Consider the following 24686-nt stretch of genomic DNA (forward strand, 5'->3'; position numbering starts at 1 on the left):
TGCTTCAGCGCAGCGCCCGCAGCAGCTGCTGCGCCAGGGCCGGCGCCGAGGCGGGATTCTGTCCCGTGATCAGTTCGCGGTCGACCACCACGTTGCTCGTCCACGGCGCCTGGTTCTGCACATAGTGCGCGCCGGCCGCCTGCAAGCCCGACTGCGGATAGAACTTCATCAATCCGCCCTTCAGCGCGCCCTGCGCCGCCTGCTCCTCCTCGTTGCTGATCACCGTCATGCGGTAGCCGCTGTAGATCCAGTCCGCCGGCTTGGCGGGCGTGCGGCCCGCTTCCAGCGCGGCCGTGAATGCCTGCGCCTGCGGCAGGGCCGACAGCAGGGCGATGGGACCGTGGCACAGCAGCGCCGTCGGCTTGCCGTCCGCGTGGAACTGGCGCAGCAGCGCGCCCAGGCTGGCATCCTTCAACAGATCCTGCATGGGCGCGTGGCCGCCCGGCACCAGCACTGCCGCGTAGTGGCCATAGCCGATCTGTTCCACCCGTTTCAGGCTGATCACGGGCGAGCGGCCCGGCACCGTCAGCGCCAGCCGCTCCAGCAGCGCCTTGTGCGCCGCATGCGCGGCCGCGTCGCCGCCAAAATAGGCATCCGTATCCGAGCTGGCATCCAGGGTCGGCGCCTGGCCCTGCGGCGTGGCGAACGTCACCGTGTGGCCCGCGTCGAGCAGCTGCTTCACGGGCTGCATCAGTTCATTCAGATAGAAACCCGTCGGGAAGACCTTGCCGTCGCGCAGGTCGAGGTGGTTGGCGTCGGACAGCACGACGAGGACGTCGGCCGCCTGGGCGGTGGAAAAGGCGGCGAGCAGCAGGCTGCTGAGAAGTAATTTTTTCATGGTGTGGCCTTTCTGTAGAGAGGACACCAGCATATTCCGAATCAAAATACAGAAAAATGATGAATAATGCAGAAGACTGATGCGTAATAGGTCTGAATACAGACGCTGAATGGGAGCGACATGGATAAATTGCAGGCGATGCAGCTGTTTCGCCGCGTGGCCGAGCTGGGCAGCTTTCGCCGCGCGGCCGATGAACTGGACCTGTCCGCGTCCTACGTGAGCCGGCGCGTCGGCCAGCTGGAGCAGGAACTGGGCGGGCGCCTGATGACGCGCACCACGCGCCAGCTGGCCCTGACGGAAACGGGCGCCGCCTACCTCGAGCACTGCCGCAAGCTGCTCGACGAGCTGGCGCAGGCCGAGGACATGGTGGCCCATTCCACGGCCCACGTGACGGGCCGCCTGCGCATCAACGCGCCCTTGTCTCTGGGCGTGGGCGAGCTGGCCGAGGGCCTCGCCGACTTCATGGCCGACTGGCCAGCGCTGCGCCTCGACGTCGACCTGAAGGATGAATACGTGGACCTGGCGGCCGCCAACTACGACCTGGGCTTTCGCGTCACCACGGCGCTCACGGATTCGAGCTACGTGGCGCGGCATATCCACGACTACCGCCTGCACATCTGCTGCGCGCCCGCCTACCTGGAGCGCCACGGCCCCCTGCAGGACCCCATGGACCTGACGCGCCAGCGCTGCTTCATCTACAGCCACGCCCTGTTCGGCAGCCGCTGGCCGTTGCGCCATGCGGGGCCGCACAGCGACATCGAAGTGCCGAACTGGGTCCGCACCAACAACACGCTGTTCATGCGCAGCCTGATCCTGCGGGGACTGGGCATCGGCATCCTGCCCACCTTCGTCTGCCGCGAAGAACTGGCCAGCGGCGCCCTGGTCGAGCTGTTCCCCGACATCGAGCGCCCCAGCCTGGCGCTGTTTGCCATCTACCCGTCGCGCCAGCTGGTGGCGCCCCGCGTGACACGCTGCATCGAGCACCTGAAGCAGTGGTATGCGCAGCGCTATCCCACGCCGGCGGCGTGAAGCCGGTAAAATCACGGCCACTCTCAATCAAGGATGACCCATGATCAGCTGGCAATGGAACACGTTCGACGAACTCGGCCCCCACGACTTGTACCAGGTGCTGGCCTTGCGCCAGCGCGTGTTCGTGCTGGAGCAGCAATGCCTGTATCCGGACCTGGACGGACACGACCAGCACGCCATGCACTTGCTGGGCTGGCAAACGGCCGATGGCCAGCGCCGGCTGGCGGCCTACCTGCGCGTGCTGGCGCCGGGCGCCAAGTATGTGGAAATGTCGCTGGGCCGCGTGCTGACGGCGCCCGAGGCGCGCAGCACGGGCGCGGGCAAGCAGCTGCTGCTTGAGGGCATCGCGCGCGCCGAGCGCCAGCACCCGGGCCACGCCATCCGCATCGGCGCGCAGCAATACCTGGAGCACTTCTACCAGTCCTTCGGCTTCGTCACCGTCAGCGCGCCCTACGATGAAGACGGCATACAGCACGTCGACATGCTGCGCGCGGTGGAGACAGCCGCATGACGACGGCCCTGATTTCCTGGAGCGGCGGCAAGGATTCCTGCCTGGCGCTGTGGCGCGCGCGCAACGCCGGCATGGCCGTGCCGCTGCTGGTCACGGCCATGGATGAAGACGGCCGCAAGTCGCGCTCGCACGGCGTGCCGCCCGAGCTGCTCGAAGCCCAGGCCGCCAGCCTGGGCGCGCGCCTGCAGCGCTATCACGCCAGCTGGGCCAGCTATGAAGCACAGTTCATCGCCACGTTACGCGCGGCGAAGGCCGAGGGCATAGGCCACGCCATCTTTGGCGACATCGACCTGCAGCCGCACCGCGACTGGGAAGAAAAAGTCTGCGCCGCGGCCGGCCTGACGGCCCATTTGCCCCTGTGGGGAGAAGCGCGGCGCGCGCTGGTGGACGAATTTCTCGCCGCCGGCTTCAAGGCCATCGTCGTGTGCATCAATGGCCGGCACCTGCCGCGTGAATTCTGCGGGCGCGAGTTCGACGCCGCCTTCCTGGCCGACCTGCCGCCCGGCGTCGACGCCTGCGGCGAAAATGGCGAGTTCCACACCTTCGTCTACGATGGCCCCGCCTTCAGCGCCCCGGTCGCCCTGCGCCGCACGCAGGTGCTGCAATATGACGCGCCGGCCGACCTGGGCGGCGCCACGTATTACTTCCAGGAACTGGCGCCGGCCTGAAGGGGCAATCCTGCCCCCAAAGCAAAAAGGGCGATTCCGTGGAATCGCCCTTTCGTCAGCCGCCTTGCACGCTTACTTTTTCGTCACGCCGATCAGCTTGACCTCGAACAGCAAGCCGGCGTAGCCGGGAATCTTCGGCAGGCTGCCCGCCGTGCCATAGCCGAGGTCATAGGGAATGGCCAGGGTGCGCGTGCCGCCCACCTGCATGCCGACCAGGCCGCGGTCCCAGCCCAGGATGACCCGGCCGATGCCCAGCGGGAAAGTAAAGCCGACGTTCGCTGCGGTCGCATCGAACTGCGTGCCCTTGTTGCCCGGCTTGCTCGCGTCATACAGCCAGCCCGTGTACGTCACCGTCAGGGTATCTCCCGCCGCCGCTGCCACGCCGGTGCCGACCACGGTATCGGTAATGGTCAGTTCCTTCACCTGCGTATTCGGATCGAGCACGACCGGCTTCTCGGTGTTTGCGGCGGCGCCGCAGGCGGTCAGTGCCACGGCGCAAGCGAGCGTGGCGATCAATTGAAATACCGATTTCATGGTTTCCCTTTAAATATTGGAGTGTGACTGGGGCCCGTACGGTGCGGACCGGTACGGGCTGGAGTTTAACAGGAGTCGCGCAGCCCATTTGTAAGCAGACGTAAGCACGGCGGTAAATGGTGTATCAATACAACATTGACAAAACAACCATTTCGCCGCGCCCCGCCGCTCAGATTTCCACCTGCGTGCCCAGTTCGATGACCCGGTTGCTGGGGATCTGATAATAGTCGGCCGCCGTGCGCGCATTGCGCGACATGGTGACGAACAGGTGTTCGCGCCACGGCATCATGCCGGCACCCGGCGTCGAAATGATGGTCTGGCGGGCGATGAAGAACGACGTTTCCATCATCTCGAAGTCCAGTCCCTGCTGCGCGCATTGCGCCAGCGCATCCGGAATGTCGGGTTCGTCCTTGAAGCCATAGTGCACGTTGACCTGATAGCACTGATGGCCCAGGTCCACCACGCGCACGCGCTCGGACGGCGCCACCCACGGCTCTTCATGCATGTAGACGGTAAGGAAAATGACTCTTTCATGCAACACCTTGTTGTGCAACAAGTTATGCAGCAGCGCATGCGGCACGCCATCCGTTTCGCCGCGCAGGAAGATGGCCGTGCCGGGCACGCGCAGCGGCGGCGCGATGAACAGCGACGAGAGGAAGTCGTCGAGCGGGATCGCGTGCTTTTCCAGGTTCTGGAACACCAGTTGGCGGCCCCGCTTCCAGGTCAGCATGACGATGAACAGGATGGCGCCCAGCAGCAGCGGGAACCAGCCGCCGTGGAACAGTTTCAGGGCGCTGGCCGAGAACAGGTTGACGTCGATGATCAGGAAGAAGCCCGTGGCGGCCCAGCACAGCAGCAAATTCATCTTCCAGCGGTAGCGGATGACGAAGAAGGTCAGGATGGTGGTCGCCAGCATGGTGGCCGTCACCGCAATGCCGTAGGCGGCGGCCAGCTTTTCCGAGGAACCGAAGCCGACGACGGCCATCAGCACGACGGCCAGCTGCAGCCAGTTGACGGCGGGGATGTAGATCTGGCCGATTTCGCTTTCCGACGTGTGACGCACGCGCATGCGCGGCAAGAAGCCCAGCGCGATGGCTTGCTTGGTCATCGAGAAGGTGCCGGAAATGGTGGCCTGCGAAGCGATCACGGTGGCCATGGTCGACAAAATCACCAGCGGATACACGCTCCAGGCGCCCAGCTGCTGGTAGAACGGATTGGAAATGGCTTCCGGATGCGCCAGCAGCAGGCCGCCCTGGCCCAGGTAATTCAAGGCCAGCGCGGGAAAGGCGATCAGGAACCAGGCCATGCGGATGGGCTTCTTGCCGAAGTGGCCCATGTCGGCGTACAGCGCCTCGGCGCCCGTCAGCGCCAGCACCACGGCGCCCAGCGACAGGAAGGCGATGCGGCCATTGTCCAGCAGGAAAGCCACCGCGTGCAGGGGATTGACGGCGGCCAGGATGGCCGGCGACTTGATGATGTTGACCACGCCCATGCAGGCCAGCGCGATAAACCAGATCAGCATGATGGGGGCGAAGAAGCGGCCGATGCCGGCCGTGCCGTGCGACTGCACGGAATACAGCCCCACCAGCACGGCGATCGTCAGCCACACGACGTAGGGGCTGAAGGCGGGCGTGGCCACTTCCAGGCCCTCGATGGCCGACAGCACGGATATGGCCGGCGTGATCACGCTGTCGCCATAGAACAGGGTGGCGCCGAACACGCCGATCACCATCAGCGGCACGTGCCAGCGCGACGACTTGCTGACGGACGACAGCACCAGCGCCATCAGGGCCATGATGCCGCCCTCGCCGCGGTTGTCGGCGCGCAGCACCAGGGTCACGTACTTGAGGGAGACGATCAGGGTCAGGCCCCAGAAGATCAGCGAGACGATGCCCAGCAAGTTGTTATGCGTGACGGACAGGCCGTGGGTCGGGTCGAAGACCGTTTTCAGGGTGTACAGGGGACTGGTGCCGATATCGCCATAGACGATGCCCACAGCAGCCAGTGTCAAGCCGACCAGGCTGCTTTTTTTGTGTTCCGACGTCAAGATTGCACCCGTTTTTGTTTTGTTGCATCGCACAATATGATAGGTATTAGCAAATAGCAAGAGTATTTTTGCATGGTTCCGGGCTGCCCCAAGGTCGTTGTTTTATGCCGCGGCGCCCGCTTGCGCGCGCGTGCGGCCGTTGATTTGTTGCCATTCTACGCCTCGCCAGCGGCGCCGGGCAGCCCCGTGTGTTTTCAGCGATAATGACAGACTGTCTACTCCGGAGCGAACGCCATCATGAATCCAGGCATGTTGTACGCCTCCCTCGCCTTCCTGTGCTGGGGCCTGTTTCCCCTGTATTTCCATGCCATCGGCGAAATTGCACCGCAGGAAATCCTGGCCCACCGCATGGTCTGGTCGCTGTTGTTCCTGGGCATCGTGCTCACCGTGCGCCGCCAGTGGCGCTGGCTGGGCAGCCTGAGGAGCCAGCCGAAAGTGGTGGCCAGCTTCGTTGCCAGCGCATTTCTGCTCTCCGCCAACTGGTTCATCTATATCTGGGCCGTCAAGAATGGCCACGTGGTCGACGCCAGCCTCGGCTACTTCATTACGCCCCTGATCAACGTCATGCTGGGCTTTTTGCTGCTGCACGAGCGCCTGCGCCGCCTGCAGTGGCTGGCCATCGCCCTGGCCGCCTGCGGCGTGGCCTGGCTCACCTGGCAGGCGGGTCAGGTGCCGTGGATCGCCCTGCTGCTGGCGGCCACCTTCGGCGGCTATGGCTTGCTGCGCAAGACGGCCGCGCTGGGCGCGCTGGAAGGGCTGTCGTTCGAAACCCTGATCCTGTTCCCCCTGGCGCTGGCCTACATGCTGTGGCTGGGCTGGCAGGGCCAGAGCGGCTTCGTCAATACGGATTCCACCGCCACGCGCGCCCTGCTGCTGGCATCCGGCCCCATCACGGCCATCCCCCTGCTGCTGTTCGCGGCCGGCGCGCGCCGCCTGCCGCTGGCCGTGCTGGGCCTGCTGCAATACATCGCGCCCACGGGCCAGCTGCTGATCGGCGTCTGGGTCTTCCACGAATCGTTCACGCCCGAGCGCATGCTGGGCTTCCTCGTCATCTGGACGGCGCTGGCCCTGTATGCGGCCGAAGGGCTGTGGAACGGCCGCCGCACCCGCCTGGCGGCGTAATCGCCTCTTTGCCCGGCCCGGCAGCGCGCAGCGCTGGCCGGAAGCGGGCGTTTACCGTATCCTGTCCGTCTTTGTATATCACCCGAGATTTCTAATGGCAAATTACGTCTACACCATGAATCGCGTGGGCAAAATCGTCCCGCCCAAGCGCCAGATTCTGAAAGATATTTCCCTGTCCTTCTTCCCAGGCGCGAAGATCGGCGTGCTGGGCCTGAACGGCTCCGGCAAATCGACCCTGCTGAAAATCATGGCAGGCATCGACACCGACATCCAGGGCGAAGCCGTGCCGATGCCGGGCCTGAACATCGGCTACCTGCCGCAGGAACCGCAGCTGGACCCGGAAAAGACCGTGCGCCAGGAAGTCGAATCGGGCCTGGGCGAAGTATTTGAAGCGCAAGCCAAGCTGGAAGCCGTGTACGCCGCGTATGCCGAGGAAGACGCCGATTTCGACGCCCTGGCCACGGAACAGGCGCGCCTGGAAGCGATCATCTCGACCTCCGACGGCGGCAATCTGAATTTGCAGCTGGAAATGGCCGCCGACGCGCTGCGCCTGCCGCCATGGGACGCCAAGATCGGCGTGCTGTCCGGCGGTGAAAAGCGCCGCGTGGCGCTGTGCAAGCTGCTGCTCTCGAAACCGGACATGCTGCTGCTCGACGAGCCGACCAACCATCTGGATGCGGAATCGGTGGACTGGCTGGAACAATTCCTGCTGCGCTTCCCCGGCACCGTCGTGGCCATCACCCATGACCGCTACTTCCTCGACAACGCGGCCGAGTGGATCCTGGAACTGGACCGCGGCCACGGCATTCCATGGAAGGGCAACTACTCGACCTGGCTGGACCAGAAGCAAGCGCGCCTGAAGCAGGAAGAGGCGACGGAATCGGCGCGCCAGAAAGCGCTGCAGAAGGAACTGGAGTGGTCGCGCCAGAACCCGAAAGCGCGCCAGGCCAAGTCGAAAGCCCGCCTGGCCCGCTTCAACGAGCTGTCCGAGCACGAATACCAGAAGCGCAACGAAACGCAGGAGATCTTCATTCCCGTGGCCGAACGCCTGGGCAATGAAGTCATCGAGTTCAAGAACGTGTCGAAGGCGTTCGGCGACCGCTTGCTGATCGATAACCTGAGCTTTACCGTGCCGCCGGGCGCCATCGTCGGCATCATCGGCCCCAACGGCGCCGGTAAATCGACCCTGTTCAAGATGATCACGGGCAAGGAAACGCCGGACAGCGGCGAAGTGGCCATCGGCCAGACGGCACGCGTGTCCATCGTCGACCAGAACCGCGATAGCCTCGCTGACAACAAGACCGTCTTTGAAGACGTGTCCGGCGGCGCCGACATGCTGACGGTGGGCCGTTTCGAAATGCCGTCGCGCGCCTACCTGGGCCGCTTCAACTTCAAGGGTTCGGACCAGCAGAAGCAGGTGGGCAACCTGTCCGGCGGTGAACGCGGCCGCTTGCACCTGGCGAAAACCCTGTTGATGGGCGGCAACGTCCTGCTGCTTGATGAACCGTCGAACGATCTGGACGTGGAAACCCTGCGCGCGCTGGAAGACGCCCTGCTGGAATTTGCCGGCAGCGTCATGGTCATTTCCCATGACCGCTGGTTCCTCGACCGTATCGCCACGCACATCCTCGCTTTCGAAGGCAACTCGCAAGTGACCTTCTTTGACGGCAACTATCAGGAATACGAAGCCGACAAGAAGAAACGCCTGGGTGAAGAAGGCGCCAAGCCGAAGCGCATCCGCTACAAGCCGCTGACCACGTAATATAGGTCCGGCAATGCAAAAAGGCAGTCACCTCGCGGTGACTGCCTTTTTTTTCAGCACACTTCCAGTTTTTAAAACCGTAGCGAGCGGCAACGAATTGTGGCTGAGAAGCGGAGCTGTGCTATAGCACGGGGCCGCCGAGGCAGTGAGCATCGGAGGCCGCAAAGCGTGCCGGGCAGTAGGTTTTTAGAAGTTGTAGCGTGCGCCCAGCGCGATGCCGGTCGCCTTGTGGCCCTGGTCGGCGCTCTTGCCGAAGTGTTCCACTTCCGCCGTCAGCGAGACTTTCTCGTTGATCGCATACTGGGCGCCGAGGGAGGCGTACACGCCCGTCTTGTTCTCGCCCGTTACGCCGCTCGACAGGCCCGTGCCGCTCAGGCTATTGTCGACGCGGGCCACGCCCAGCTTGCCGAACACGCCCACCTTGTCGGTCACGGGCATGGTGGCCTTGCCGGCCAGGTAGTAGCCGTGCGAATCGCTTTTCACGGAACCGTTGCCGGCGCCGGTGACATAGCTGTAATCCTTGCTGCCGAAATCAGCGTAGCCGCCTTCGACTGCCCAGGTCTTGTCGAAGTCATAGCCGGCGAACACCTTGCCGCCAGCCTTGTAGCCGCTGTGGTTGTCGGCGCTGGTGGCGCCAGGAACATCAAAATTGTAGCGGTTGCCGGTAATGCCGGCACCCACGTAGGCGCCTTCAGCGTGCGCGGCGCTCATGCCGGTCAATGCGGTAACGGAAGCGATCATTGCAAACAGGATTTTCTTTTTCATCATGTTCTCTCTTTCAATTAGTTGAAGTGCCGTGATTCGCAGTTCAGCGAAGTGCGATGACTACACAATAACAGCCACAAAAAGCTACGTCTTTCTCCATTCCGTAAGAACTGTGACAAGATGTAAGTCGACATTCCAAACTGACAATAACCACAAGATGCGCCCTGTTGAGCGAACTTAAGATAGACTTAAGGGAATTAAGGCTAGTCAGCCGACGAGGAGAAGTGCATGCACAAACGCCAGTTTCTTGCCGCTGCCGTGACGGCGGCCACGCTGCCGGCCATCGCCCGCGCGGCGCCGGCGGCCCTGCGCGGACCGGCCCTGCTGACCGTCACGGGCAGCATAGCCAAGCCCAACCGTGGTCCATTCGATGCCGTGCGCGACCAGATGATGCACAAGCAAAAGGTCAGCTTTGAGCGGGCGCGGGCGTTCGACTTCGCGGCGCTGACGGCCTTGCCGGCGCGCACCATCCGGCCCACCCTGGAATATGACGGCAAGGCGCATGCGCTGCGCGGGCCGTTGCTGGAAGACGTGCTGAAGGCGGCCGGCGCGCCGGAGGACGGGGCGACGCGCCTGCTGCTGCGCGCCGTGGACGGCTATGCGGCGGCGCTGACCGTGGCACAGGCGCGTGCGCAACATGTCATTGTCGCCACCCACCTCGACGGCCAGCCGATGGCGCTCGGCGGCCTGGGTCCGCTATGGGCGATCTACGATGCGGACCGCATGGCGGCCACCGCCGCCCTGCCCCTGGCCGAACGGTTCGCCAGTTGCCCGTGGGCGCTGTACCACATCGGCGTGGAAACGGGTTGACGCTACTTGAAACGCCAAACAACACCGTAGCGAGTGCAAGGGAGAGGTGGCTGGGAAGCGCAACCGAACGTTGTACGGGGCCGCCGAGGCGGCGAGCATCGCAGGCCGCCTATACCGACGCGCGGCAGGTTTTGATCGACGCTCAGGCGTAGGCTTCCGCCATCGACATGACGCGCGGGGCGATGGCAATGCCGTGCTCCTGGAACAGGGCCGTGATGGCCGCCAGGTTGTGCGTGCATTCGTCCGTCTTCCAGCCCTTGAAGATATCCGTGCCGTCTTTCTGGAAATGCAGGTCCAGCACCTTGCCCTGGTCCTTGTGCAGATACGGCGAGCTGTAGGTGTTCTCGTAGCCGAGTGCCTTCAGCTGGCCCAGCAAGGCATGCGGCGGGTGGTCGGGGTCGGTGGCGAGGAACACGCCGAAGGTCTTGCCGGGTGGCTTGGCGGCGATATCGACTTCATAGATGCCGGGCGCCTTGCTGACGGACGTACTCTTTAAAAATAACATGCAACACTCCTTGCGCGTGGCGTCCTGCGCCGGAAACGGGCAGCAAGACAGGGGGATGCGCGATGATTCCCCTCGTCAAATCTTATTGCTAATTTGCATCTTTGTCGACAAATCGGCGCTGTTATTTGGTAAGTCGTGGTTATCTTGTCGCGTCCGCCAGCATAAATTGCCAGGAAAGCTAGTTATCATTGCATCAATATCAACCCTGCTGCATACTTTTGGCTTGCGCAGAGATTGTCCCCGGCTTGGCGGCCTGGGCCAGGATCCGCGCGCCCCTGGCCCGCCTACCCTCGTCCCCATGCGTCTTCTGTCGATCAAGTACCGCCTGCTCATTCTCCTGACCCTGATCCTCGGGGCGGGCTTCATGGCCACCAGCCTGGCCAGCTACCTGGCGTCGCGCAAGGCCATCGAGCACGGCATCGCCGACCAGACCTTGCCCCTGACGGGCGACAACATCTATTCCGAGATCCAGAAGGACATGCTGCGTCCCGTCTTCATCTCCTCGCTGATGGCGCACGACACCTTCGTGCGCGACTGGATACTCGCCGGGGAAGGCAGCCCGGCGCAGATCGTGCGCTACCTGGCCGAAGTGAAGAAGAAATACGGTGCCATCACCAGCTTTCTCGTCTCGGACAAGAGCGGCAAATATTATTACGCCGAAGGCACGCTGAAATCCGTCAGCCCGGAGGCGACGCGCGACATCTGGTACTACCGTGTGCGCGCCATGGAAAACAGCGACTACGAAACGAATGTCGACGTGGACATGGCCAACCGCGACAGCATGACCATTTTCATCAACCACCGCGTGGTCGACTACGACGGCCAGTTCATCGGCGCCACGGGCATCGGCCTGACCCTGGACACCATGAGCCGCATCATCGACCGCTACCAGGCGCGTTTCCACCGCAACATTTATTTTGTCGATGCCGCCGGTACCCTGGTGCTATCGGGCAAGACCATGCGCGACGGTCACGGCAACATCCATCAGTTGCCTGGCGTCAATTCCATCGCCGACCAGATCGTCAACCACCAAAGCGAGCCGACGCATCTGTCCTACCAGCTGGGGCGCGCGCAAATCCTCGTCAACTCGCGTTTCATTCCCGAGCTGGGCTGGTACCTCGTCGTCGAACAGAACGTCAGCGACGAGGTCAAGTCGCTGCAGGGCGTGTTCATCCTGAACCTGGCCATCAGCTTCGGCGTCACCCTGCTGGTGTTGCTGCTGACCCTGCTGACGGTGAACCGCTACCAGCGCCGCATCGAGCGCATCGCCTCGACGGATGCGCTGACGGGCCTGTTGAACCGCCAATCGCTGGAACTGCTGTTCCAGCGCGCCATGTTATTGTCCAAACGCAATGCGCAGCCCATGTCAGCCATCCTCTTCGACATCGATTTCTTCAAGCGCGTGAACGATACCCATGGCCATCTGTGGGGCGACAAGGTCATTTGCGGCGTGGCCGACGTGGCGCGCGCCACCGTGCGCGAGAGCGACGTCATCACGCGCTGGGGCGGCGAGGAATACCTCGTGCTGCTGAACAACTGCAACCTGGCACAGGCCGTGGAAGTCGCTGAAAACCTGCGCGCCGCCGTCGAACGCCACGATTTCAGCTTGCCCGAGCCGCAGCTGCCCGTGACGATCAGCCTGGGCGTAGCCGAATACCGGCCCGACGAAAGCGAATCGGCGTTCTTTTCCCGCGCCGACAGCGCCCTGTACCAGGCCAAACAAGGCGGCCGCAACGGCGTGCACGCCGCCTGAGTCATTCCCCGCGCTTGCGCCGGGCCAGGTCCTGCGTGGGCGCCACCAGGGAACGGTAGAGTTCACCCGTGGCGGCATCCCACTGCTGCACCGCTTGCAACTGGCGTTGCACGGTAGCATCGTCGCCACGCGCGATGGGGCCGGACAGCGCCGGCGCGGCGCCCAGGCGAAACACGTTCGCCACCGCTTCCGTCACCAGCGGCTGCGCCAGTTGGCGCGCCACGGGCTCGGGAATACCCGCCGCCTGGTAGGCGCGCAGGGCCGCATCGAGCACCGTCACCAGGTAATTGCTGGCGAACACGGCGGCCGCGTGATACAGCGTCTTGGCGGCCGGATCGATGGGTACGGGGCGCGCGCCGATGGCGATCAAGGCTGGCGTCAGGAAGGCCAGCGCCAGCGGATCGCCTTCGACGCCGCAAAAGGTGCCGTCGAACGTAGCCGCCACCTGGGCCGGGTCGGCGAAGCTGCGGATCGGATGCGCACTGGCCACCGAGGCGCCCGCCTGCGTGGCCGCCAGCAGCACGTTCGACGCCAGCGCGCCGCTGCAGTGGAAGACGATGGCGCCCGCCTGGCGTCCTTCGGCCACCAGCGCCGCGCAAGCGGGGCCGATCTGGTCGTCGGAGACGGCCAGCATGGTGACGTCGGCATGGCGCAAGGCCGCGTAGCTGTCGACGGGCGTGCCGGCGCCGATAAAGTCCACGGCCAAGCGCGCCGACGCCATCGAGCGCGTCAGCACATCCTGCACCAGGATACGGCCACCGTTCGTGCCGTCCAGCTGCGCGAACAGGCGTCCCAGCACGCGGCCCACGTGGCCGGCGCCGATGATATTCAAGGTCACATGCATGGCGATGCGCTAGAAGCTCGAACCCGGCTGGCGCAGGAATTCCACCTCTTGTGGCGAGGAAGCGCGGCCCAGGATGGCGTTACGGTGGGGGAAGCGGCCGAAGCGGGCGATCACTTCCTGGTGGCGCTGGGCGTAGTCGAGCATGCTCTCGAAACCGGGCTGCGCCTGCGACAGCAGCTGGAACAGCTCGACGGCGCGCGCCTGCATGGCCAGGTCTTCCGCGTGCTCGAACGGCAGGCACACGAAAGCGCGCAGCATCGGCGGCAGTTGCCGGTCAAGACCTTGCGCAGTCATGGACACGGCCAGCGCCAGCGCCTGGCTGTCGCCGGCAAACGCGCGCGGTGTGCCGCGATACACATTGCGCGTGAATTGATCGAGCACGATGATGCGCGCCAGCGCGCCAGGCGGCGTCGCCTCCCATGCGCGCAAGCCGCCAGCGATGGCGGCATCGATCAGCGCGCCGAAGCGCTCGCGTATCTGCGCGTCGAAAGCGTCGTCCTTGCGAAACCACGCTGCGCGCGCCTGGCCATGGCCGGGGTGATCCGGCGGCAGAAACCAGAAATCGAGTACGTCTTGGGCCTGCGCATCCATGTTCATTCTGTTGACGTCCGGTTAATTGCGGGCATGCGACAGCTGGAAGCCGGCGATGCCGTCGAAGGCGGCCAGTTCGGCCGACATGGCCGACAGGCTGGCGCCCGTGTTCTTGCCGTGCGCGATGGCGACGAAGCGCCATTCCTGCATGCCGTCCGTGCTGCCGATGGTCAGCGAACCGCTGGCGATATCGTAGCCGCGCTTGGCCGCCATGCGCCGCAGCGCATCTTCACGGGGGATGAAGTCGCGCTTGAAACGCATGGTGATGGCCACGGCGTGGCGCGACGGCAGCCAGTTTTCCAATTTTGACAGAAAAATCATCGCCATCGCGCACAGGAAGGCCAGGCCCATGGCCGACAGATAGAAGCCGATGCCCACCATGATGCCGATCACGGAAGAGGCCCAGATCGAGGCGGCCGTCGTCAAGCCGCTGATGTTGAACCCCTCGCGCATGATGACGCCGGCGCCGAGGAAGCCGACCCCGGTGACGATGCCCTGCACGATGCGCGTGGGGTCGCCGCCGACGACGGCGCCGTGGCCGCCGTACCAGAATTCGGGATAACCACCCAGCACCGTCAGCGCGGCCGAGGCCATGCAGACGAGGCTGTAGGTACGCATGCCGGCCGCGCGCCCATGGTACGAGCGCTCGTAGCCCACCAAGAGCCCCAGCAACAGCGCGCCCAGCAGGTTCAGCAGGATCACGCCATTCGTCGCCAGCTCGGACGGCGACCAGTAGGCGCGCAGGAAGTCAATGGTCGGCATTTAGTCCTGGGGCTTTTTCGTCAGCTGCTTTTCAAACGCCACATCGAGCTTGCTGACGCGGCGCGCCTTTTGCGGCCCCAGGCCGTTCACGAACGCGACGAAGGCGTCCAGCTCCAGCGGCGGGCACAGAGGCGGCAAACCGGGACCTTCCGTGAGGAAGAACAGTTCATCGCCCGTGCGCGCCATCGTGTAGAGGCGGTTGCCGGTGCGTTCCTTGAGCCGCTCGATGGCGGAGGTGGCGCGGGTTGAGCGCATCAGATGGCTCCCGTGCGCTGTTCCAGCCACGCCAGCGCGTCGCCGGAAAGCAGCGGCGCCAGGCGCGCGTGCACGGTGGCGTGATATTCGTTCAGCCAGGCCGCCTCGTCGTCGCGCAGCAGGCTGCGCTCGACACAGCGCGTGTCGATCGGGCACAGGGTCAAGGTCTCGAAGCGCAAAAATTCGCCGAATGGCGTCGTCTCCGCCGGCACGTTCAGCACCAGGTTCTCGATGCGGATGCCCCACTGTCCCGGGCGGTAGATGCCCGGCTCGACGGAAGTGATCATGCCGATCTCCATCGCCGTCTGCGGCTCCGGCATGGCGGACTGCGAAATCGACTGCGGACCTTCATGCACGTTCAAAAAGAAGCCCACGCCGTGCCCCGTGCCATGGCCAAAGTCGATGCCTTCGGCCCACAGCGGCGCGCGGGCAATCGAGTCCAGCATGGGCGACTTCACGCCGCGCGGGAACTGCGCGCGCGACAGGGCGATCATGCTGCGCAGGACCAGCGTGAAATCGCGCCGGTGTTCGGCCGTGATCGTGCCGACGGGGACCACGCGCGTGATGTCCGTGGTGCCGCCCAGGTACTGGCCGCCGGAATCGATCAGCAGCAGGCCGTCGCCCTCGATGGTCGCCTCGCTGCCCGCATGGGCGTGGTAATGCATGATGGCGCCATGCGCATTGAAGCCGGCGATGGTGCCGAAACTGGGGCTGACAAAGCCGCTGCGCCGCGCGCGCGCGGCCGTCAGGTGCTCGTCGACGCCGATTTCCGTCAGCGGCGCCCGCTGCGGGTCGGCCAGGGTGGCATCGAGCCAGCTGAAAAATTCGCACAGGGCGGCGCCATCCTGCTCCATGGCGGCGCGCACATGGGCCGCTTCGCTGTCCGTCTTGCGCGACTTGGCAAACGTGGTGGGATTGATGGCTTCCACCACGCGCACGCCGTCGGCCACGGCCTGGCGCGTGCCAAAGGTGATGCGGCGCGGGTCGAGCAGCAAGGTGGCGCCGGCCGGCAAGGCGGCCAGCGCGGCGGCCGCGCGGTCATACGCGGCCACGTCCACGCCCTGCTCTTCCAGGGTGGCGCGCAGGGCCGCAGGCACTTTACCGTCGGCGACGAATAAAGTAGTACGCTCGGGCCCCACCAGCGCATGCGCGAGGAAAACGGGGTTGTAATGCACGTCGGCACCGCGCAGGTTGAACAGATACGCGATGTCGTCGAGCGTGGAAATGACGTGGTGGCTGGCGCCGTGGCCCGCCATGCTGGCGCGCAGGGCCGCCAGTTTCTGCGTACGCGACAGGGCCGGATACGCGGCCGCGTGCTCGTACACGGGCGCGGCAGGCATGGCCGGACGCTCCGGCCACACGGCGTGCAGCACGTCGAGGTCCGTGCGCAGAGTCACTTGCGCGCCCAGCGCCTGCTGCAGCAGGCGCGCATTGGCCAGGCCCAGCACGGTGCCGTCGACGGCCACCGTCTGCCCCGGCTGCATGGTCTCGCCCAGCCAGTCGATATACAGCACGCTGGCGCCGGACGGGATTTTCTTCAGCACGATGCCGCTGCCGGTCAGTTCGTCTTCCGCCTGTTCCCAGTAGCGGCCATCGGTCCATACGCCGGCGAAATCCTGCGTGACGACCAGGGTGCCGACGGAACCCGTGAAGCCGGACAGCCACTGGCGGCCCTGCCAGCGCGCCGGCAGGTATTCGGACAGGTGCGGGTCGGCCGAAGGCACGATCAGCGCATCGATCCTCTGCGCGCGCATGGCGGCGCGCAGCTCGGTCAAACGGGAGGCGGGGGTACTCTGAACGGATGTCTGCATGGCGGCGAAAAGGTGCGGTGCTGGGAAGCGCCTATGATACCGCGATTAGCCCGGCGCTTGCAGGGCGTTCCGGCGGCGCGGCCTCATTCGCCATCATCGGCTTCATAGCGGCGCAAGCCATCGAGGTCCAGCACGCGGATGCCGCCGTAATCGAGGCGCAGCAAGCCCTTCTTTTCCAGCACCTGCAAGGCCTGGTTGGCGCGCTGGCGCGAAGAGCCGGACAGCAGGCCGATCTCCTCCTGCGACAGCTGCACCAGCGTGTCCACGCCCGGGTACAGATGCGAGTTGAACATCGACGCCAGGCAGCGCGCCACGCGCGTGTTCAAGTCCAGCAGGCGCTCGTTTTCCACCATGCCGATGAACTGGCCCAGGCGCTCGTTGAGCTGCATCAGCAAAAAGCGCGTGAATGGCAAGCTCGTTTCCAGCAGCCAGTGGAAGGTCGCGCCGGGCAGGCGCGCCACGCGCGTGTCGCGCAGGGCCATGGTGTCGTATTTGCGGATTTCATTCTTCAGCAATGAACCTTCGCCGAACCAGCTGCCGGGCGGCACGCCGATGAAGGTCATGGCCTTGCCGGAGGCGGAAAAATTATTCATTTTCACCATGCCGCTGATGACGCCGATCCAGTTGTCCACCGGCTCGCCCTTGCGGCAGACAAAGCCGCCTTTCGGCACGAAGGTTTCAAACACATCCGCCTCGACCCGCGCCAGTTGAACGGGGTCGAGCAGCTGCGCCCAGTGGGCCGCGCGCACGGCATCCTTGAGGCTGATATCAGGGTTGGTCATTGTGCGATGCACCATCGAAAAGTGGGTAAATGTCCCCGAAAAGACAACTCGGCAAACTAACGCAAGCTACTATCATTGCACAAACGCCTTACACATAAAAAACACAGAGCGCCATCCAACGAGGTGGGGCCTGAGACAAGCAACAGGGAGACACTGGTGCAGACACATACCACAGCAGCAATGCCGACTTTTCCGCGGCGCTTATTGCAACACGGGACAGTACGATCAGACAAGCCCGCCTTTCGCGAAAAATACCTGGGTATCTGGCAGACCTGGACCTGGTCCGAGGTGAATGACGAAGTGCGCGCACTGGCCTGCGGCCTGGCCGCCATCGGCTTTCGGCGCGGCATGAACCTGGCCATCATCGGCGACAACCGCCCCCGCTTGTACTGGGCCATGCTGGCCGCGCAAAGCCTGGGCGGCGTGCCCGTGCCGCTGTACCAGGACGCGCCGGCCGCCGACATGGCCTACGTGCTGCAGGATGCGCAGATCCAGTACGCCATCGTCGAAGACCAGGAGCAGGTCGACAAGCTGCTCGAACTGAAAGCGCTGTATCCGCACATGGCCCATATCGCCTATGACGACGAGCGTGGCATGCGCCACTACCGCCAGCCGGAACTGCTGTCCTTCGCCGCCCTGCAGGCGCTGGGCCGCAGCTACGACCGCGAACACCCCGGTTTTTTTGAGGCGTCCGTGGAGGCTGGCCTAGGCAGCGATTCGGCCGTCATCCTGTACACCTCGGGCACCACGGGCAAGCCGAAGGGCGTGTGCCAGAGCCACGCGGCGCTGCTGGCCGCGGGCGAAGGCTGCGTTGCCTTCGACAAGCTCACCGACGATGAAGACATCCTCTCCTACCTGCCCATGGCGTGGGTAGGCGACTGCCTGTTTTCGCTGGCGCAGGCCATGGTGGCCGGCTTCACCGTCAACTGCCCCGAATCGGGCGACACCGTGATGATCGACATGCGCGAAATCGGCCCCACCTGCTACTTTGCGCCGCCACGCGTGTTCGAGAACATGCTCACCAGCGTGATGATACGCATGGAAGACGCGAGCAGCATCAAGCGCCGCATGTTCAGCCATTTCATGGACGTGGCCAAGCGCTGCGGCGCGCAAATCTTGGATGGCAAGCCCGTGCCGCTGGCCGATCGCCTCAGCTACAAGCTCGGTGAAGTCCTCGTCTACGGTCCCTTGAAAAACGTGCTGGGGCTGACGCGCGTGCGCGTCGCCTACACGGCCGGTGCCGCCATCGGCCCCGACCTGTTCCGCTTCTACCGTTCCATCGGCGTCAACCTCAAGCAGCTGTACGGCTCCACCGAAACCTGCGCCTATGTGTGCCTGCAACCGGACGGCAATATCAAGTTCGACAGCGTAGGCTTGCCCGCGCCGGGCGTGGAAGTCAAGCTGGCGGCCAATGGCGAAGTGCTGGTGAAGTCGCCGGCCACCATGAGCGGCTACTTCAAGCGTCCCGATGCCACCGCCGAAGTGATCGACAGCGACGGCTATTTCCATACGGGCGACGCCGGGGTGTTCGACGGCGAAGGCCACCTGAAAATCATCGACCGCGCGGCCGATGTTGGCAAGATGAATTGCGGCGCCATCTTCGCGCCCAACTACATCGAAAACAAGCTCAAGTTCTTCCCCTTCATCAAGGAGGTGGTGGCCTTCGGCCATGCACGCGACCAGGTGTGCGCCTTCATCAACATCGACATCGAAGCCGTGGGCAACTGGTCCGAACGGCGCGGCATCGCCTATTCCGGCTACACCGACCTGGCCGCCCGCGCCGAAACGTATGGCCTGATCCGCGACTGCATCGAGCAAATGAACGCGGAACTGGCGGCCGACCCGCTGATGGACCGCACGCAGGTGCACCGCTTCCTGGTACTGCACAAGGAACTCGATCCCGATGACGATGAACTGACGCGCACGCGCAAGGTGCGCCGCAAATTCATCGCCGAAAAGTACGCGGTGCTCATTGCCGCCCTGTATGAGGGCAAGGCAACGCAGTACATCGAGACCCAGGTGAAGTTCGAGGATGGCCGCATAGGTTCGACCAGCGCCGACCTGCAGATCTGGGACAGCAAAACGTATCCGGCCCTGGGCCTGGCCGCATGATGGAGCACAGCACGATGCAAATGAACGAACCCGACGCCCATTTCGGCACGGCGCGCAAGACCGGCCCCGTGATCCTCGACCTGAAGAACATCTCGCTCTCGTTCGGCGGCGTGAAGGCGCTGACCGATATCTCCTTTGACGTCAAACAGCATGAGATCCGCGCCATCATCGGCCCGAACGGCGCGGGCAAAAGCTCGATGCTCAACGTGATCAACGGCGTGTACCACCCGCAGCAGGGCGAAATCATCTATCGGGGCGAACACCGGCGCGGCATGGATTGCTACGCGGCCGCCAAGTCCGGCATCGCGCGCACCTTCCAGAACATCGCCCTGTTCAAGGGCATGACGGTGCTCGACAACATCATGACGGGGCGCAACCTCAAAATGAAGTCGAATTTCCTGCTGCAGGCCCTGTACTGGGGACCCGCGCGGCGCGAGGAAATCGAACACCGCAAGAAGGCCGAGGAAATCATCGACTTCCTGGAAATCCAGGCCATCCGCAAGACGCCCGTGGGACGCCTGCCCTACGGCTTGCAAAAGCGCGTGGAGCTGGGTCGCGCGCTGGCGGCCGAACCGGAAATCCTGCTGCTGGACGAACCGATGGCCGGCATGAACGTGGAAGAAAAACAGGACATGTGCCGCTTCATCCTCGACGTCAACGACCAACTGGGCACGACCATCGTGCTGATCGAGCACGACATGGGCGTGGTGATGGATATCTCCGACCGCGTGGTGGTGCTCGACTACGGCAGGAAGATCGGCGACGGCACGCCCGACGAGGTGCGCAGCAACCAGGATGTCATCAACGCGTATTTGGGTGTCGCGCACTAGCACCAGACAAGGGATAGTAATGAATATCAATTTTTTCTTTGAAGTGCTGATCGGCGGCCTGCTGTCGGGTGTCATGTACGCGCTGGTGGCGATCGGCTTCGTCCTGATCTACAAGGCCTCGGGCGTGTTCAACTTCGCGCAGGGCGCGATGGTGTTCTTCGCCGCCCTCACCTGCGTCGGCATCATGGACAAATTCGGCCTGTCCTTGTGGCTGGCCATCCCGCTGACGATGGTCACCATGATCGTTCTGGGCATGGCGATTGAAAAAGTGGTCCTGCGGCCCCTCGTCAACCAGCCCGAGATCACGCTCTTCATGGCCACCATCGGCCTGACCTTCTTCATCGAAGGCCTGGCGCAGCTGATGTGGGGCTCGCAGGTGCACAAGCTGGACCTGCCCATCGAAGACGTGCCGATGCCCTTCCTGATGGACCATTTCAACATCATCGTCTCGCAGTTCGACGTGGTGGCGGCCGGCATCTGCGCCCTGCTGGTGATTTGCCTGGCCCTGCTGTTCTCGAAGACCAAGGTGGGGCGCGCCCTGCGCGCCGTCGCCGACGACCACCAGGCGGCGCTGGCCGTGGGCATTCCGCTGCAGCGCATCTGGGCCGTGGTGTGGGGCGTGGCGGGCCTGGTGGCCATGGTGGCCGGCCTGCTGTGGGGCGCGCGCAACGGGGTGCAGTTCGCCCTCACCTTCATCGCCTTGAAAGCGCTGCCCGTGCTGATCCTCGGCGGCTTTACCTCGGTGCCCGGCGCCATCGTCGGTGGCCTGATCATCGGCGCGTCGGAAAAGCTGGCCGAAGTCTACCTCGGCCCGATGGTGGGCGGCGGCATCGAAGGCTGGTTCCCGTACGTGCTGGCCCTGCTGTTCCTGCTGGTGCGCCCGGAGGGCCTGTTCGGCGAACGCATCATCCGGCGCATCTGACGCCGCGCCGCACTACGCATACCACGCACAACGCAATCGCTCCACCGCAAAGGACACGCCATGATTTACCGTGAAGCAGGACAATTCAAGACCAGCTACCAGGGTGACAACCAGATCTTCCCGATCCGGCAAGACCGCCTGGCGCTGACGGCCACGCTGCTCGTCGCCGTCTTCCTCCTGCCATCTTTCGCCTCGCCCTACATGCTGTCGGCGATCCTGATTCCCTTCCTGATCTTCGCCCTGGCGGCGCTGGGCCTGAACATCCTGACGGGCTACGCGGGCCAGCTGTCGCTGGGCACGGCCGCCTTCATGGCCGTCGGCGCGTTCGCTTCGTATAACTTCATGGCGCGCCTGCCCGGCTTGCCGCTGCTCGTGTCATTCATCCTCTGCGGCCTGTGCGCGGCCATGGTGGGCATCGCCTTCGGCCTGCCGTCATTGCGCATCCGCGGCTTCTACCTGGCCGCGTCCACGCTGGCGACGCAGTTCTTCGTCGTCTGGTGCCTGACCAAGATCCCCTACCTGACCAACCACAGTTCCTCGGGCGTGATCACGGTGCAGAAGATGAGCATCCTCGGCTATCAGTTCGACACGCCGCAAAGCAAATACCTGCTGGTGCTGGCCATCGTGGCCGGCATGGCGCTGCTGGCCAAGAACATGATCCGCTCGAACGTGGGCCGCTCGTGGATGGCCGTGCGCGACATGGACATGGCGGCCGAGGTGATCGGTTTCCGCCTGATGCGCACCAAGCTGCTGGCGTTTGCCGTCAGCTCGTTCTACTGCGGCGTGGCCGGCGCCCTGTATGCGTACGCCTACCTGGGCACGGTGGAACCGGAAGCGTACAACCTGGACCTGTCCTTCCGCATCCTGTTCATGATCATCATCGGCGGCGTCGGTTCGATCCTCGGTTCCTTCCTCGGCGCGGCCTTCATCGTGCTGCTGCCCGTCTTCCTGAACACCATCGCGCATGGCCTGGCACTGCCCACCAGCGTGGCGTCGAACCTGGAATTGATGGTGTTCGGCGCGCTGATCATCTTCTTCCTGATCGTCGAGCCGCATGGCCTGGCCAGGCTGTGGCAGATCGCGAAAGAGAAACTGCGTTTGTGGCCTTTCCCGCATTAAGAATTTGTACCTTGCAGTCAGATGTCGGTTCTGTTGAAAACCAAATAAAACAAGAGGAGACACAATGAAACACATCCAATCGCTCATGCTGGCCGCCGCCATCGCCAGTGCCGCACTCACCATGGCCGGCAGCGCGCAAGCGCAGGACAAGGAACAGTACATCGCCCTGCCGTCCTACCGCGTGGGCCCGTACGCGGCCGGCGGTTCCGGCTTCTACGGCGGCATCATCGACTACTTCAACCTGGTCAACCAGGCCGGCGGCGTGAATGGCGTGAAGATCAGCTGGGAAGAGTGCGAAACCGAGTACAACCCGTCGCGCGGCGTCGAGTGCTATGAGCGCCTGAAAACCAAGCAGGGCGGCGCCACCCTGGTGGAAACCCTGTCCACGGGCGTCGCCTACGGCATCCTCGACCGCGTGGCACAGGACAAGATCCCCATGACGATGATCGGCTACGGCCGCTCGGACGCCGCCAACGGCAAGGTCTTCCCGTATGTCTATCCGCTGATCTCCAGCTACTGGAGCCAGGCCGCCGCCATGATCAAGTACCTGGGCGACAAGGATGGCGGCATGGACAAGCTGAAAGGGAAAAAAATCGTCCACCTGTACCACGATTCGGCCTTCGGCAAGGAGCCGCTGCCCGTGCTCGAAGCGCTGTCGAAACAGTACGGCTTTGAACTGGTGAAAATTCCCGTCGCGCCGCCAGGCAGCGAACAGCAGTCGCAATGGCTGCAGATCCGCCAGGCCAAGCCGGACCACGTGATCCTGTGGGGCTGGGGCGTGATGAATTCCGTGGCCATCAAGACGGCGCAGCGCAACGGCTTCCCGCGCGACAAGATGCTGGGCGTCTGGTGGGCCGGCTCCGAGGAAGACACGATTCCATCGGGCGACGCGGCCAAGGGCTACACGGCGATGACGTTCAACACGCCGGGCAACTACCCCGTGCTGGACGATATCCGCAAGAAGCTCTACGCATCCGGCAAGGGCAACCTGGCCGACCAGTCGCGCATCGGTTCCGTCTACCACATGCGTGGCGTGACGGCCGGCATCCTGTGGGTGGAAGCGATCCGCACGGCGCAGGAAAAATTCGGCAAGGGCAAGCCGATCACGGGCGAACAGATGCGCTGGGGCCTGGAAAACCTGAACGTCGACGATGCGCGCCAGAAGGCCGTGGGCGCGCTGGGCATGTTCCCCACCGTGAAAACCAGTTGCGACGACCATGAAGGTTCGGGCGCCGTGAAGGTGCAGCAGTGGGATGGCAAGAAGTGGACCGCCATCACGCCGAAGTGGATCGTCGGCGACAAGGCCCTGGTACGCAAGCTCGTCGAGGAATCGTCGAACAAATACGCGGAAGAGAAGAAGATCACGCCGGCATGCATGAAGTAATGCCTTAGGCGGGAAGAACCGGACCGGCGCCACGCGCCGGTCCCGTATTGAACATTTTTAAGAAGCAGCCATGACCCACACTGCCACGCAATCGCCACCCCGGGCGGAGGCACCGCCGCCCTACCTGTCGGTGAACAATATCGAAGTCATCTACGACCACGTGATCCTGGTCCTGAAAGGCGTGTCGCTGCAAGTGCCGCAGGGCAAGATCGTGGCCCTCTTGGGCGCGAACGGCGCCGGCAAGTCGACCACCCTGAAGACCATCTCGACCCTGCTGCGCGGCGAACGGGGCGACGTCACCAAGGGCGAAGTCCAGTTCAAGGGCGAGCGCGTGGACCAATTAACGCCGAATGAGCTGGTGAAGCGGGGCCTGTCGCAGGTGATGGAGGGACGCCACTGCTTCGGCCACCTGACGATCGAGGAAAATCTGCTGACGGGCGCCTACACGCGCAGCCTGTCGCGTGGCGAATTGAAGGAGGCGCTGGAGAAGGTGTACCACTATTTCCCGCGCCTCAAGACGCGGCGCAGCAGCCAGGCCGGCTATACCTCGGGCGGCGAGCAGCAGATGTGCGCCATCGGCCGCGCGCTGATGGCCAAGCCCTCGATGATCCTGCTTGACGAACCGTCGATGGGCATCGCGCCGCAGATCGTCGAAGAGATCTTCGGCATCGTCAAGGACCTGAACCACAAGGAAAACGTGTCGTTCCTGCTGGCCGAGCAGAACACCAACGTGGCCCTGCGCTACGCCGACTTCGGCTACATCCTGGAAAACGGACGGGTCGTGATGGAAGGGCAAGCCCAGGAACTGGCCAGCAATGAAGACGTCAAGGAGTTTTACCTGGGCGTGTCCAGCGCCGGGCGCAAGAGCTTCCGCGACATGAAGTTCTACCGCCGCCGCAAGCGCTGGCTGGCCTGATCCATCAAAACCCT

24 protein-coding genes are annotated in these 24686 nt (G+C 64.0%); 13 read left to right on the forward strand and 11 right to left on the reverse strand.

Translation table 11 applies throughout. The annotated features are described in order from the left end of the window. Positions 1 to 4: 4 nt before the first annotated feature. Positions 5 to 838: a type 1 glutamine amidotransferase domain-containing protein gene (locus AC07VL_RS14350; protein WP_494806474.1), complete on the reverse strand. Its 834-nt coding sequence runs from the start codon at positions 836 to 838 to the stop codon at positions 5 to 7. Positions 839 to 958: 120 nt separating this feature from the next. Between AC07VL_RS14350 and AC07VL_RS14355 the strand changes: the two genes are divergently transcribed. From AC07VL_RS14355 to AC07VL_RS14365, 3 genes are read left to right on the forward strand one after another with little or no spacing between them, the layout of a single operon-like run. After that, on the forward strand, positions 959 to 1867 hold the full coding sequence (locus AC07VL_RS14355; protein ID WP_494806475.1) for a LysR family transcriptional regulator: 909 nt from the start codon (positions 959 to 961) through the stop codon (positions 1865 to 1867). 40 nt (positions 1868 to 1907) lie between these two features. Then, the gene (locus tag AC07VL_RS14360) at positions 1908 to 2378 is read left to right on the forward strand and encodes a GNAT family N-acetyltransferase (protein WP_494806476.1); all 471 of its coding nucleotides are present in this window, start codon (positions 1908 to 1910) and stop codon (positions 2376 to 2378) included. Beyond that, the gene (locus AC07VL_RS14365) at positions 2375 to 3046 is read left to right on the forward strand and encodes a Dph6-related ATP pyrophosphatase (protein WP_494806477.1); all 672 of its coding nucleotides are present in this window, start codon (positions 2375 to 2377) and stop codon (positions 3044 to 3046) included. The genes AC07VL_RS14360 and AC07VL_RS14365 overlap by 4 nt, the downstream gene beginning before the upstream one ends. 72 nt (positions 3047 to 3118) lie before the next feature. Here AC07VL_RS14365 and AC07VL_RS14370 read toward each other — a convergent pair whose 3' ends face one another. After that, positions 3119 to 3580 (reverse strand): FKBP-type peptidyl-prolyl cis-trans isomerase, encoded by a 462-nt coding sequence (locus AC07VL_RS14370; RefSeq protein ID WP_290602047.1) that lies wholly within the window; start codon positions 3578 to 3580, stop codon positions 3119 to 3121. Positions 3581 to 3749: 169 nt separating this feature from the next. Beyond that, positions 3750 to 5627, reverse strand: a complete 1878-nt coding sequence (locus AC07VL_RS14375; RefSeq protein ID WP_494806478.1) for a potassium transporter Kup — start codon at positions 5625 to 5627, stop codon at positions 3750 to 3752. Between the two features lie 237 nt (positions 5628 to 5864). Here AC07VL_RS14375 and rarD point away from each other — a divergent pair, with 237 nt between their 5' ends. Together rarD and ettA are read left to right on the forward strand one after the other, a co-directional pair. Then, the gene (gene rarD / locus AC07VL_RS14380) at positions 5865 to 6749 is read left to right on the forward strand and encodes an EamA family transporter RarD (protein WP_494806479.1); all 885 of its coding nucleotides are present in this window, start codon (positions 5865 to 5867) and stop codon (positions 6747 to 6749) included. 94 nt (positions 6750 to 6843) lie between these two features. Continuing rightward, positions 6844 to 8511, forward strand: coding sequence for an energy-dependent translational throttle protein EttA (gene ettA / locus AC07VL_RS14385; protein ID WP_076564859.1), 1668 nt, complete (start codon positions 6844 to 6846; stop codon positions 8509 to 8511). Positions 8512 to 8697: 186 nt separating this feature from the next. Here the strand turns inward: ettA and AC07VL_RS14390 are convergent, their stop codons facing one another. Beyond that, on the reverse strand, positions 8698 to 9279 hold the full coding sequence (locus AC07VL_RS14390; protein ID WP_494806480.1) for a porin family protein: 582 nt from the start codon (positions 9277 to 9279) through the stop codon (positions 8698 to 8700). Between the two features lie 225 nt (positions 9280 to 9504). Here AC07VL_RS14390 and AC07VL_RS14395 point away from each other — a divergent pair, with 225 nt between their 5' ends. Then, entirely contained in the window at positions 9505 to 10086 is a 582-nt protein-coding gene (locus AC07VL_RS14395; RefSeq protein WP_494806481.1) for a putative pterin-binding protein, read from the forward strand. A gap of 142 nt (positions 10087 to 10228) precedes the next feature. Here AC07VL_RS14395 and AC07VL_RS14400 read toward each other — a convergent pair whose 3' ends face one another. Next, positions 10229 to 10591: a hypothetical protein gene (locus AC07VL_RS14400; protein WP_290602038.1), complete on the reverse strand. Its 363-nt coding sequence runs from the start codon at positions 10589 to 10591 to the stop codon at positions 10229 to 10231. Positions 10592 to 10889: 298 nt separating this feature from the next. Here AC07VL_RS14400 and AC07VL_RS14405 point away from each other — a divergent pair, with 298 nt between their 5' ends. Further along, positions 10890 to 12344 (forward strand): sensor domain-containing diguanylate cyclase, encoded by a 1455-nt coding sequence (locus AC07VL_RS14405; protein WP_494806482.1) that lies wholly within the window; start codon positions 10890 to 10892, stop codon positions 12342 to 12344. 1 nt (position 12345) lies between these two features. Here the strand turns inward: AC07VL_RS14405 and AC07VL_RS14410 are convergent, their stop codons facing one another. The 6 genes from AC07VL_RS14410 to AC07VL_RS14435 form a co-directional block, all read right to left on the reverse strand. Then, positions 12346 to 13188, reverse strand: a complete 843-nt coding sequence (locus AC07VL_RS14410; RefSeq protein WP_494806483.1) for a Rossmann-like and DUF2520 domain-containing protein — start codon at positions 13186 to 13188, stop codon at positions 12346 to 12348. 9 nt (positions 13189 to 13197) lie between these two features. Next, complete coding sequence (locus AC07VL_RS14415; RefSeq protein WP_494806484.1) at positions 13198 to 13785, reverse strand: DUF924 family protein; 588 nt, start codon at positions 13783 to 13785, stop codon at positions 13198 to 13200. Positions 13786 to 13800: 15 nt separating this feature from the next. After that, positions 13801 to 14541: an MgtC/SapB family protein gene (locus tag AC07VL_RS14420; RefSeq protein ID WP_290602032.1), complete on the reverse strand. Its 741-nt coding sequence runs from the start codon at positions 14539 to 14541 to the stop codon at positions 13801 to 13803. After that, positions 14542 to 14796, reverse strand: a complete 255-nt coding sequence (locus AC07VL_RS14425) for a hypothetical protein (protein ID WP_046681889.1) — start codon at positions 14794 to 14796, stop codon at positions 14542 to 14544. It lies immediately after the preceding gene. After that, positions 14796 to 16607 carry an aminopeptidase P family protein gene (locus tag AC07VL_RS14430; protein ID WP_494806485.1) on the reverse strand — a complete coding sequence of 604 codons (1812 nt, stop codon included), beginning with the start codon at positions 16605 to 16607 and terminating at the stop codon, positions 14796 to 14798. Before AC07VL_RS14430 ends, AC07VL_RS14425 begins: the two co-directional genes overlap by 1 nt. Positions 16608 to 16690: 83 nt before the next feature. Then, positions 16691 to 17389, reverse strand: coding sequence for a Crp/Fnr family transcriptional regulator (locus AC07VL_RS14435; RefSeq protein ID WP_290602027.1), 699 nt, complete (start codon positions 17387 to 17389; stop codon positions 16691 to 16693). A 180-nt stretch (positions 17390 to 17569) separates the two neighbouring features. Here AC07VL_RS14435 and AC07VL_RS14440 point away from each other — a divergent pair, with 180 nt between their 5' ends. From AC07VL_RS14440 to AC07VL_RS14465, 6 genes are all read left to right on the forward strand, one after another. Then, positions 17570 to 19501, forward strand: coding sequence for an AMP-binding protein (locus AC07VL_RS14440; RefSeq protein WP_494806486.1), 1932 nt, complete (start codon positions 17570 to 17572; stop codon positions 19499 to 19501). A gap of 14 nt (positions 19502 to 19515) precedes the next feature. Next, positions 19516 to 20331, forward strand: coding sequence for an ABC transporter ATP-binding protein (locus tag AC07VL_RS14445; protein ID WP_494806487.1), 816 nt, complete (start codon positions 19516 to 19518; stop codon positions 20329 to 20331). Positions 20332 to 20356: 25 nt separating this feature from the next. Then, positions 20357 to 21253 (forward strand): branched-chain amino acid ABC transporter permease, encoded by an 897-nt coding sequence (locus AC07VL_RS14450; RefSeq protein ID WP_494806641.1) that lies wholly within the window; start codon positions 20357 to 20359, stop codon positions 21251 to 21253. Positions 21254 to 21313: 60 nt separating this feature from the next. Continuing rightward, positions 21314 to 22372: a branched-chain amino acid ABC transporter permease gene (locus AC07VL_RS14455; protein WP_494806488.1), complete on the forward strand. Its 1059-nt coding sequence runs from the start codon at positions 21314 to 21316 to the stop codon at positions 22370 to 22372. A 64-nt stretch (positions 22373 to 22436) separates the two neighbouring features. Beyond that, on the forward strand, positions 22437 to 23756 hold the full coding sequence (locus tag AC07VL_RS14460) for an ABC transporter substrate-binding protein (RefSeq protein WP_290602022.1): 1320 nt from the start codon (positions 22437 to 22439) through the stop codon (positions 23754 to 23756). A gap of 70 nt (positions 23757 to 23826) precedes the next feature. Further along, a complete protein-coding gene (locus AC07VL_RS14465; RefSeq protein WP_494806489.1) occupies positions 23827 to 24672 on the forward strand; it encodes an ABC transporter ATP-binding protein in 846 nt (281 codons plus the stop codon). Positions 24673 to 24686: the final 14 nt, after the last annotated feature.

It is taken from the genome of Janthinobacterium sp. GW821-FHT03C08, from assembly GCF_059420905.1.

Coding starts and splice junctions, on each gene's coding strand:
- AC07VL_RS14350 (WP_494806474.1), bottom strand. CDS start 838: ATGAAAAAATTACTTCTCAGCAGCCTGCTGCTCGCCGCCTTTTCCACC.
- AC07VL_RS14355 (WP_494806475.1), top strand. CDS start 959: ATGGATAAATTGCAGGCGATGCAGCTGTTTCGCCGCGTGGCCGAGCTG.
- AC07VL_RS14360 (WP_494806476.1), top strand. CDS start 1,908: ATGATCAGCTGGCAATGGAACACGTTCGACGAACTCGGCCCCCACGAC.
- AC07VL_RS14365 (WP_494806477.1), top strand. CDS start 2,375: ATGACGACGGCCCTGATTTCCTGGAGCGGCGGCAAGGATTCCTGCCTG.
- AC07VL_RS14370 (WP_290602047.1), bottom strand. CDS start 3,580: ATGAAATCGGTATTTCAATTGATCGCCACGCTCGCTTGCGCCGTGGCA.
- rarD (WP_494806479.1), top strand. CDS start 5,865: ATGAATCCAGGCATGTTGTACGCCTCCCTCGCCTTCCTGTGCTGGGGC.
- ettA (WP_076564859.1), top strand. CDS start 6,844: ATGGCAAATTACGTCTACACCATGAATCGCGTGGGCAAAATCGTCCCG.
- AC07VL_RS14390 (WP_494806480.1), bottom strand. CDS start 9,279: ATGATGAAAAAGAAAATCCTGTTTGCAATGATCGCTTCCGTTACCGCA.
- AC07VL_RS14395 (WP_494806481.1), top strand. CDS start 9,505: ATGCACAAACGCCAGTTTCTTGCCGCTGCCGTGACGGCGGCCACGCTG.
- AC07VL_RS14400 (WP_290602038.1), bottom strand. CDS start 10,591: ATGTTATTTTTAAAGAGTACGTCCGTCAGCAAGGCGCCCGGCATCTAT.
- AC07VL_RS14405 (WP_494806482.1), top strand. CDS start 10,890: ATGCGTCTTCTGTCGATCAAGTACCGCCTGCTCATTCTCCTGACCCTG.
- AC07VL_RS14410 (WP_494806483.1), bottom strand. CDS start 13,188: ATGCATGTGACCTTGAATATCATCGGCGCCGGCCACGTGGGCCGCGTG.
- AC07VL_RS14415 (WP_494806484.1), bottom strand. CDS start 13,785: ATGAACATGGATGCGCAGGCCCAAGACGTACTCGATTTCTGGTTTCTG.
- AC07VL_RS14420 (WP_290602032.1), bottom strand. CDS start 14,541: ATGCCGACCATTGACTTCCTGCGCGCCTACTGGTCGCCGTCCGAGCTG.
- AC07VL_RS14425 (WP_046681889.1), bottom strand. CDS start 14,796: ATGCGCTCAACCCGCGCCACCTCCGCCATCGAGCGGCTCAAGGAACGC.
- AC07VL_RS14430 (WP_494806485.1), bottom strand. CDS start 16,607: ATGCAGACATCCGTTCAGAGTACCCCCGCCTCCCGTTTGACCGAGCTG.
- AC07VL_RS14435 (WP_290602027.1), bottom strand. CDS start 17,389: ATGACCAACCCTGATATCAGCCTCAAGGATGCCGTGCGCGCGGCCCAC.
- AC07VL_RS14440 (WP_494806486.1), top strand. CDS start 17,570: ATGCCGACTTTTCCGCGGCGCTTATTGCAACACGGGACAGTACGATCA.
- AC07VL_RS14445 (WP_494806487.1), top strand. CDS start 19,516: ATGCAAATGAACGAACCCGACGCCCATTTCGGCACGGCGCGCAAGACC.
- AC07VL_RS14455 (WP_494806488.1), top strand. CDS start 21,314: ATGATTTACCGTGAAGCAGGACAATTCAAGACCAGCTACCAGGGTGAC.
- AC07VL_RS14460 (WP_290602022.1), top strand. CDS start 22,437: ATGAAACACATCCAATCGCTCATGCTGGCCGCCGCCATCGCCAGTGCC.
- AC07VL_RS14465 (WP_494806489.1), top strand. CDS start 23,827: ATGACCCACACTGCCACGCAATCGCCACCCCGGGCGGAGGCACCGCCG.